This window comes from Aquabacterium sp. (genome assembly GCF_049274795.1).
Lineage (GTDB): Bacteria > Pseudomonadota > Gammaproteobacteria > Burkholderiales > Burkholderiaceae_C > Aquabacterium.
In genome coordinates this window covers 22,664-31,004 of record NZ_JBASTH010000068.1, presented here as the reverse complement: position 1 = coordinate 31,004, position 8,341 = coordinate 22,664, and the positions used below count along the sequence as shown (strand labels likewise).

Annotated in this window: 3 protein-coding genes; all 3 read left to right on the top strand. The window is 68.8% G+C overall.

The window, feature by feature from the left end; all coding sequences use genetic code 11:
• Positions 1 to 95: 95 nt before the first annotated feature.
• From WAQ08_RS09865 to WAQ08_RS09855, 3 genes are read left to right on the top strand one after another with little or no spacing between them, the layout of a single operon-like run.
• Positions 96 to 1,034, top strand: a complete 939-nt coding sequence (locus tag WAQ08_RS09865; RefSeq protein WP_422191402.1) for a hypothetical protein — start codon at positions 96 to 98, stop codon at positions 1,032 to 1,034.
• Between the two features lie 47 nt (positions 1,035 to 1,081).
• The gene (locus WAQ08_RS09860) at positions 1,082 to 4,774 is read left to right on the top strand and encodes a hypothetical protein (protein ID WP_422191401.1); all 3,693 of its coding nucleotides are present in this window, start codon (positions 1,082 to 1,084) and stop codon (positions 4,772 to 4,774) included.
• 34 nt (positions 4,775 to 4,808) lie between these two features.
• A complete protein-coding gene (locus WAQ08_RS09855) occupies positions 4,809 to 8,336 on the top strand; it encodes an eCIS core domain-containing protein (protein ID WP_422191400.1) in 3,528 nt (1,175 codons plus the stop codon).
• Positions 8,337 to 8,341 lie beyond the last annotated feature (5 nt).

Below are 8,341 nucleotides of genomic sequence, written 5' to 3'. Positions count from 1 at the left end.
GGCCACCGCCGCCCGCCGCGCCAAGGCCGCGTCACGCGACACGGCGCCGCTGTGAGCCCGCGCGCCCATCCCCGCTGTTGCTGGAGCCCCGAGCCATGAACCTCAACGACCTGTCGCCCTCCGGCTGCCTGACCACGGCCGACAGCCTGCGCTGCGACGCGACCCTGCCCGACAACCCGGCCTGCACGCTCAACGTGCACTTCGGCATGCTGCTGGGCGTGGACGAGCTGCGCACCGAGCAGGGCTTTCACATCGGCCGCTCGCGCCGTCACCAGCGCCTGCTGCACGGCTTGGGCGTGGTCGCCGGTTATCCGCTCACCTTCGATGACGAGACCTTCGACCTGCGCGTGGGCCCGGGCTTTGCCGTCGATGCGCTGGGCCGCGACCTGGCGCTGGACGTGGGCCAGTGCGTCAACCTCGTCCAGTGGTGGCTCAAGTACCAGAACGACGAAGCCTTCGATGACCTGGCCAGCTTGGAATACGCCACCATCGACCTGGACGTGCGCGTCTGCTACAGCACCTGCCTGAGCAGCCCCGTGCCCGCCATCGCCGAGCCCTGCGCGGGCAACGCCTCCGACATCGCCTACTCGCGCGTGTGCGAAACAGTGACGCTGCTGTTGCGCCGCAACGTGCCGCCGCCCGAAGCGCCTGCCCCCGCGCCGGCACCTGCACCTGCCGATCCCAACGTCGATCCGTCCCCCGAGACACCGCCGGTCGTGCCGCCGCTCAACGAAGCCGCGAAGAACCACGCCGCGCTGGCCCTGCTGCTCTCGCAGATCGACACCGCAGCCCCTGACCCCATCGACACCGCCGACCTGTGTCTGCCGCTGGGCACCTTGCGCGGCGTGCACCTCAAGAAGGACGCCGACGGCTGGACCGCCACGCTGGGCAGCATCGACCTGAACACCCGCCCGCTGCTGCTGTCCACTGGCGCGCTGCAGCAACTGCTGCTGCCGCTGCTGGCCCAGGCACCGTTGTCCGGTGACACGACGAAGCTCAAGCGCGTCGGCCGCACCGGCAAGGCCGGCACCTAGACACCGCTCTTCATCTTCACCCACACCACCATCCACCGAGGTTCGCCATGGGCAATCAGAACGACATCACGGCCGGCTCCGTCGAGCTGGACACGCAGGACGGCGTGGCCTTCATCGAGCAGGCCAGCCCGCTGACCCGGCTGCACTACTTCGACGGCAAGTTCCTCAAGGCCGATGCGCTCGCGCAGGAGCAGGCCTACCACCGCACGCAGGTGCGCCTGTCCAACCTGGCCGGTGGCTGGGGCGTGGTCAACGGCCTGGGCATCGGCCTGGCGGGCGACCAGTTCACGGTGGGCGGCGGCTTGGCCATCACACCGGCCGGGCACTTCGTGTTCACCGTGGGCGATGTGCAGGCCAAGGTGGCCGACCTTCTCAAGGTAGCCACGGCCAGCGTCACACCCGGTGGCAACACCGAATTCGGCGAATGCGCGGGCAAGCCCGCCGGTGGCGTGCAGGAAACGGCTTCGCTGGGCCTTTACGAGATCACCGTCGGCCCCATCGAAGGCCTGTGCGGCAATGAGCCCGTGTACGGCGCGCTGTGCGAATCGGCCTGCGTGTCCGACTCGCGCCACCCCTACTGGCGCGAAGGCCTGGTGCTGCGCCTGCGGCCGATCACCCTCCAGTTGCCCACCAGCGTGGTCGTGCCCTTCAGCAACGTGCACCTGCGCAACCGCATGGCCTCGGCCTACTTCGCCATCGAGCCAGGCTCCACACCGCCGGCGCTCAGCGCCTCGGGCCTGGCCAGCGGCGTGTGGTGCCAGCCCGCCAGCCTTTACGGCCGTGACGAGGTCGTGATCGGCCTGCTGGCGCGCGAAGGCGGCGTCAACCGCGTGATCGATGCGTGGTCTGGCCGGCGCGAGCGCATGGAGGCGCAGGCTCGTGGCTACTGGCAGGGCCGCATGGCGATGCGGCCGTGGAACGTGTTTCTCGCGCAGATCCTGCAGTTCCAGTGCCAGCTCTCCGGCGTGTTCAGCGACACCGACGTGGTCGTGACCGTGCCGGACAACTGCGACCAGATCCGCGCCGTGCTCGACGACGCACGCAAGGAGATCGAGGCCCTGCAGAAGACCTATGCCGAAAGCACCAAGAAGCTGGTCGAAGCCCTGGCCGGCGGCAAGCCCACCAAGGAGGAGGCCAAGCAGTTGGCCGACCAGGTGCAGGGCAGCTATGCCGATCTGTTCGAGCTGTCTGAGAAGCTCTCCGGCGTCGAGGCAGGGCAGGGCGCCTTGCCCGCCAACCGCCTGCTGCTCAACAGCGGCTTCGTGCAATTGCCGCCGGCCGGTTACCTGCCGGTGCAGCCGGGCAAGACATCGTTGCAGGAACAGCTTCAACGCCTGTTCGGCGAAGGCGTGCGCCTGTACCTGCGCGCCGCCCGCGCCGACGTGCTGCCGCACCTGCTGGAAGAAGCGCAGCACATGGAGCGCATCTCGCTCACCAAAGGCCTGGACCAGCCCAGCGCGCTCGAAGAGGTCGAGATCTTCGTACCAGATGGTCAGGCCGTGGACGTGACCACCCAGCACCCGGGCACCTGGTGGTCGGTGGACATGAGCACCTCAGCCATCGTGCTGCTCTCGGTGCTGGTGTCCGCCGGCGATGAGACTGAGCAGGAGGCCGAAGCACAGAGCGTGGCCGACAAGCTCAAGGCCGAAGCCGCCGAGGTGCAACTGGCCGTGGCCAACAACGCCGCAGCACCCAAGGCAGGTGCCAAGGCTTCGGCGAAGGCCGCCACCAAACCCGCCGCCAAAGCGGGCAAGACCAGTGCCCAGGCCCGTGCGGGCACCGCCAAGGCCAGCGTACCGCTCACCGGTACTGCGCGTTTGGACGCGGCCGGCCTGCGCCTGAACACCAACGTCAAGAACGACGAAGCCTCCCAGCTCCAACTGCAAGGCCTGGCCCGCACCGAAGGTGATCGCGAGGATGGCAGCTTCGGCCTGGCCCTGGCCGTGTCGCTGGACCCCGATCTGCTGACAGGTGAACTCACCCCCGTGGCCTACCAGCAAGCACTGCGCAGTTCCTTCAAGAGCTTCAAGCGCGTGGAGGACACCACCGGCAGCGACGATGACGGCAGCGACCGCAGTGTCGCGTTCTCTCTCTACCTGTCCACCGACATCGCCAAGGATCCTTTTGATCTGGCCGTGGGCGACGACACCACGTTCAAGGGCGAGCTGCGCCAGCTCATGCGCCTGGGCCAGGCGGGTGCGGCGGGCGACGCGCGGGTGTCGGGCACGCTCTCGGTGCTGTCGCGCCAGACCAGGAGCCAGGGCCGCACAGCCCTGGTGATCGAGCTGGACATGGTCAGCTCCGTCAAGGTCATCAACCTCAATGGCCAGACCAAGTCGCGCAATACCCGTCTGGTGCAGCGCCTGGGCCTGGTGCGCCAGGGTGACGGGCGTACCGGCGTGCTGCTGATCGATGACGAGCAGTTCGATGCCAAGTCACCACCCCTGAACGTCGATTGGGATGAATCGCCCCGTCTGGCCACCGTCACCATGAGCCGGGCCGCGCCTCAATCGGGCGTGGGCAACATGCTGCGCAAGATGAGCGCCGGCAACGACGGCATCGCCATCGATGGCCAGCAAGCCGAAGAAGGCGATGCGGACACCAGCACCTTCACCATCGCCAGCCTGCAAGGCCTGAACCAGGCGCCTCAGCCCGCCAGCCCCATCGGATCGCAGGCGCTCACCACCCTGGTCAGCCTGTCCGATGCCACCAGCGACAGTGCCTTTCTGGCGCGTGCGCGCAAGCGTCTCTTTCCCTCGCTGGACGCGGCCCCGCAGCAGGACATCACCGCCGTGCTCGACTGGGTGCTGTTCCGCCGCCGCCGGCCCACCTTCTGCGATCCGGCCTGTGTGCCGCCTGTCGCCCCCGATGTCGAGGCCTTCCAGGTCTGGCACATCAAGGTCGATTCGGAGAAAGAGCTCAAGGCGCTGCGCAGCGTGCTGGACAACGACAAGGCCGAGGCCCTGTCCAATTTCAAGCTCCAGCCCGTGGGCGTGCTGCGCTACCAGAACGACAGCACCGAGCCTGAGGAAACGCCTGCCAAGGTGCTGGCCATGTGGCAACAGGCCGCGCCCGGCAACAAGGTAGTGCTGGGCTGCGCCTGGGAGACCACGCCCACCGCTGGCCAGGGCTGGCAGAACCACTTCCGCCTGCGCGCCATGCTGGCCCGCATCAGCAGCCTGACCACGCCGCCGCCGCAGGGCGATGGCAGCATCACCACCTTGGCCAAGGCACCCGCACCGCTGGCGGGCCAGTCGCTGGACGGAGGCTTCCTGGTCGTCACCATCGGCGCCAAGGAGGCCGTGGCCAACACGCACCGCGTGCTGCTGGTCGACATCGGTCTGTGGGCGGATGTGGAGCCGTCTTTCAAGTCGGGCGACTACGCCGGGGGCTGGAAGGCGCTCAACGAGTTCACCCAGTCGCCAGACCAGAACGTGCAGGAGCTGTCACTGGCCTTCAAGGAGAACACGCTCACCGCGGCCCAGACCCAGAAGCTCGTCAAGACCGACCAGACCTGGGAGGCTGCCAACACCAACGGCAACCCCTTCTCACGCAATGCCTACCGGCTCGATGCGTCGGTCATCAGCAACGGTGTGAAGCCCGAGGTGCAGAGCGATCTCATCGCCAAGACCGTGGGTGGACAGACTGCCGCCAGCTACCAGATCCCCGGGCAGACCGACCTGGGCGGCGGGGCCGAGGTGCTCACGGTCATCGTGTACGACATCATCTACCCGCGCTGACGCCTGCAGCACCGATCTGCCAAGGAGACCGCCCATGGCCAGCGTCCCACGCGTCGCCGACACCAAGAAGCCCGCTGCCAAGCCGCCCGAGGGTGAGAAGAAGGGCGGCCAGGCGGGCGCCGCGAAGGCCACCGAGCCCAAGGCGGCTGGCAAGCAGGGCGGTGGCGCGGCCAAGGAGGGCGCAGGCAAGGGCGGTGCGCAAGCGGGTGCAGCAGGCGGCGGGGAAAAGGTCACCCCCCAGCAGCGCGTGGACCGCATGGCCGTGCGCGCCAAGCTGGCCGTGAGCGATCCGGGCGATGCGGTCGAGAAGGAAGCCGACCAGGTGGCCGACAAGGTCAGCCGCAAGATGACCGAGCCCGCACCGGCGCAGGACCACGTCAAGGCGGGCGGTTCTGGCGCGGAGCAGAAGAAGGGCGCCGCCGCCAAGCCCAAGGAAGAAGCCCCCAAGCAGGCCATCCCCCGCACCGCCAGCGGCGCCGTGCCGGCCATGCGCGAAGCCGCATCGCCCAACGATGCCAAGGACAAGCAGCAGCAGAACGCCGTGGGCGCGGCCGCCGCGCGCAAGGATGGCCACGACACGCAATCACGAATCAAGCAGCAACTGGGGCAAGGCGAATCGCTGCCCGAGAACATCAAGCCGCGCCTGGAGAAGGAGTTCGGCCATGATTTCTCCAACGTGCGCATCCACCACGACGGGCAGGCCGACGGCCTGAGCAAGGAGCTCTCGGCCCACGCCTTCACCGTGGGCAGTGACATCTTCTTCGCCAGCGGCCAGTACCAGCCGGGCACGCCCGCCGGCCTGCAACTGCTCTCGCACGAACTCACCCACGTCGTGCAGCAGAAGGACAGCGTGCCCGCCGTGAACCGCCGCATCGACCCCACGCTGGCCTCCACCTACACGGCCGGCTCCGGCACGCCCGCCGCCGAGACGGCCCTTGGCACGCTGCAGATTCCGGCCGTGAAGGCGCGCCACCTGCCCATGTACGCCAGCCTGGCCGCGGCCGGCAACCTCAAGCGCGTCAAGGGCTACGGGCGTGACGGCGCCAACCAGCGCTCGGTGTGGAACAGCACGATCCAGGTGCCCGACACCGCCGTGCGCACCCAGCTCACCGGGCGCAGCATCGCGCCGCCCGCCAACAACACCGACAAGGTCGCCATCACGCTGGGCGGACGCAACTACAAGCGCACCATCCCCGAGCTGCAGGACATGCTCAAGATTCCCGAGTGGGGCCGGCGCGGCACACGGCCGGCCAACGGCTTCCAGGTCGACCACATCGTCGAGCTGCAGGTGTCGGGCCAGATGGGCAGCGGCGTGGGCAACACCATCCAGAACATGGAGCTGCTGGACCAGCCCAGCAACAGCAGCTCCGGCGGGCAGATCCGCAGCGGCATCTACGCGCGGGTCGATGCCTACCTGGCCACCTTCACGCCGCGCCCTGACCGTGGCACCTTCCTGCGCACCACCGATGTCATCTTCGACAGCGTGCAGGCCAATGGCGGCGCTGGCGCGCCGGCCGGCGCCTCCTCATGGTGGAGCAAGGCCGACATAGAGGCCGCCGAGCCGCTGGCCACCGCACGGCCCGCGCCGGCCACGCGCGAAGGCACGCCCGACGAGTTCATCTTGTCTTCTTCACCCGGCGGCATCGAGGTCGGGCGCTTTCGCCACGCACCCACCGAGACCACCATCACACCGCAGGGCGCGGCCGCGCGCCGACTGGCTGGCATGGTGATCCAGTCCATCACGCTGCAGAACGCGGGCAGCGGCGCGGCGGCCTCGGTGGGCTCCATCCAGGCGCAATGGGAGCTGCCGGCCGACTGGCAGCCCGCCGATCCCAACATCACCATGAGCATGGCGGCCGACGGCGACTACCGCGGCTACCCCTCGCGCATTCCCACGCCCGCGCTGGAGTTCCGCCACCTGAGCCCGGTGGCCTTCGACAGCATCTCGGCCGACGACGGCCAACTCAAGGCCCAGGGCCAGCTCACGCCCTCGCTGCCCATCTTCGGCGCGCCCATCAGCGTGAGCATGCAGGGCCGCGACATCACCTTCTCGATGGACTACAGCGCGGGCGACCTGCGCCTGCCCATCCCGGGCCTGACCATCGACGATTCGACCGTGCGCCTGTTCTACTCGACCGAGCGCGGTCTGGGTGCGGGCGGCCAGGTCTTCTTCTCGGTGGCGCGCGTCGGCAGCGGCGACCTGAGCGCGAGCTTCTCGACCGGGGGCGGCATCGGCCTGGAAGGCGCCTTCAACTTCGACAGCCGCCTGTTCGACCGTGCCCGCGTGCGCGCCTGGTGGCGCAACGGCGAAATGGGCGCCGAAGGCACCATCGGCATCGACCGGCCCGACAAGATCAAGGGCATTCGCAGCGCCAGCCTCACAGTGGGCGTCACGGGCAGTGACTGGTCTTTCGCGGGCAATGCCGCGCTGTCAGTGCCCGGCGTGAGCGATGCCAGCATCAGCGTGCGCAAGACGGACCAGGGCATGGTCTTCGATGGCGACGTGAACCTGTCGTCCAGCGCACTGGTGCGCTCGGGCCGCATCCACGTCAATGCCACCGAGCAGGCCGAGGGCTACAAGCTGTCGGCCACCGGCACGGCCCAGCCCAACATCCCCGGCGTCGATTCGCAGTTGGAGGTGAGCTACGACGACGGGGCCTTCACCGCCAGCTTCAGCGGTGCCTATGCACGCGGGATGATGTCCGGCCAGGTGACGGTGGGCGTGACCAACCGCAGCGTCGATGAGCAGGGCAACCTGGGCGGCCTGGGCGACCCGGACGCGCCGCTGGTGGTCTACGGCAGTGGCAGCGCCACGCTGCGCATCGCGCCCTGGCTGCAGGGCACGGCGGGCATACGCTTCTCGCCCACGGGCGAAGTAACGGTGTCCGGCGAGATTGGCCTGCCCGGCTCGATCGAGCTGTTTCCGCGCAAGGAGATCAACAAGTCGCTGTTCAGCCTGTCCACGCAGATCCCGATCGTGCCGGGCATCGTGGCCGAGGTGGGCGGCAGCCTGTCCGCCAAGGCGGGGATCGGCCCCGGCGTGCTCGACCAGGCGCGCATCGGCATCGAATACAACCCCGCGCACGAAGAGAACACCCGCGTCACTGGCGACGCACACCTCAACGTGCCGGCCGACGCAGGCCTGCGCCTGGCCGCGCGCGCGGGCATCGGCCTGGGCATCACCGGGGCCAGCGCCACGGGCGGCCTGGAGCTGGGCGGCACCCTGGGCATCGACGGCGCGGCCGAGGCCGGCGTGCACGTGGACTGGATGCCGAACCAGGGCCTGCGCATCGATGCCAACGCCGCCTTCCATGCCGAGCCCAAGTTCAAGTTCGACGTGTCGGGCTATGTGGCCGTGACGGCGCTGGGCTTCAGCGTGTACGACCAGCGCTGGCAACTGGCCGCGTACGAGCTGGGCTCGAACCTGCGCTTCGGCGTGAACTTCCCGGTGCACTACGTGGAAGGCGAGCCCTTCGTCGTGTCCATGGACGATGTGGAATTCGAGGTGCCGGATGTGGACCCGGGCGCGCTGATCGGGCAACTGGGCAGCGAGATTTTCTGAGGGCT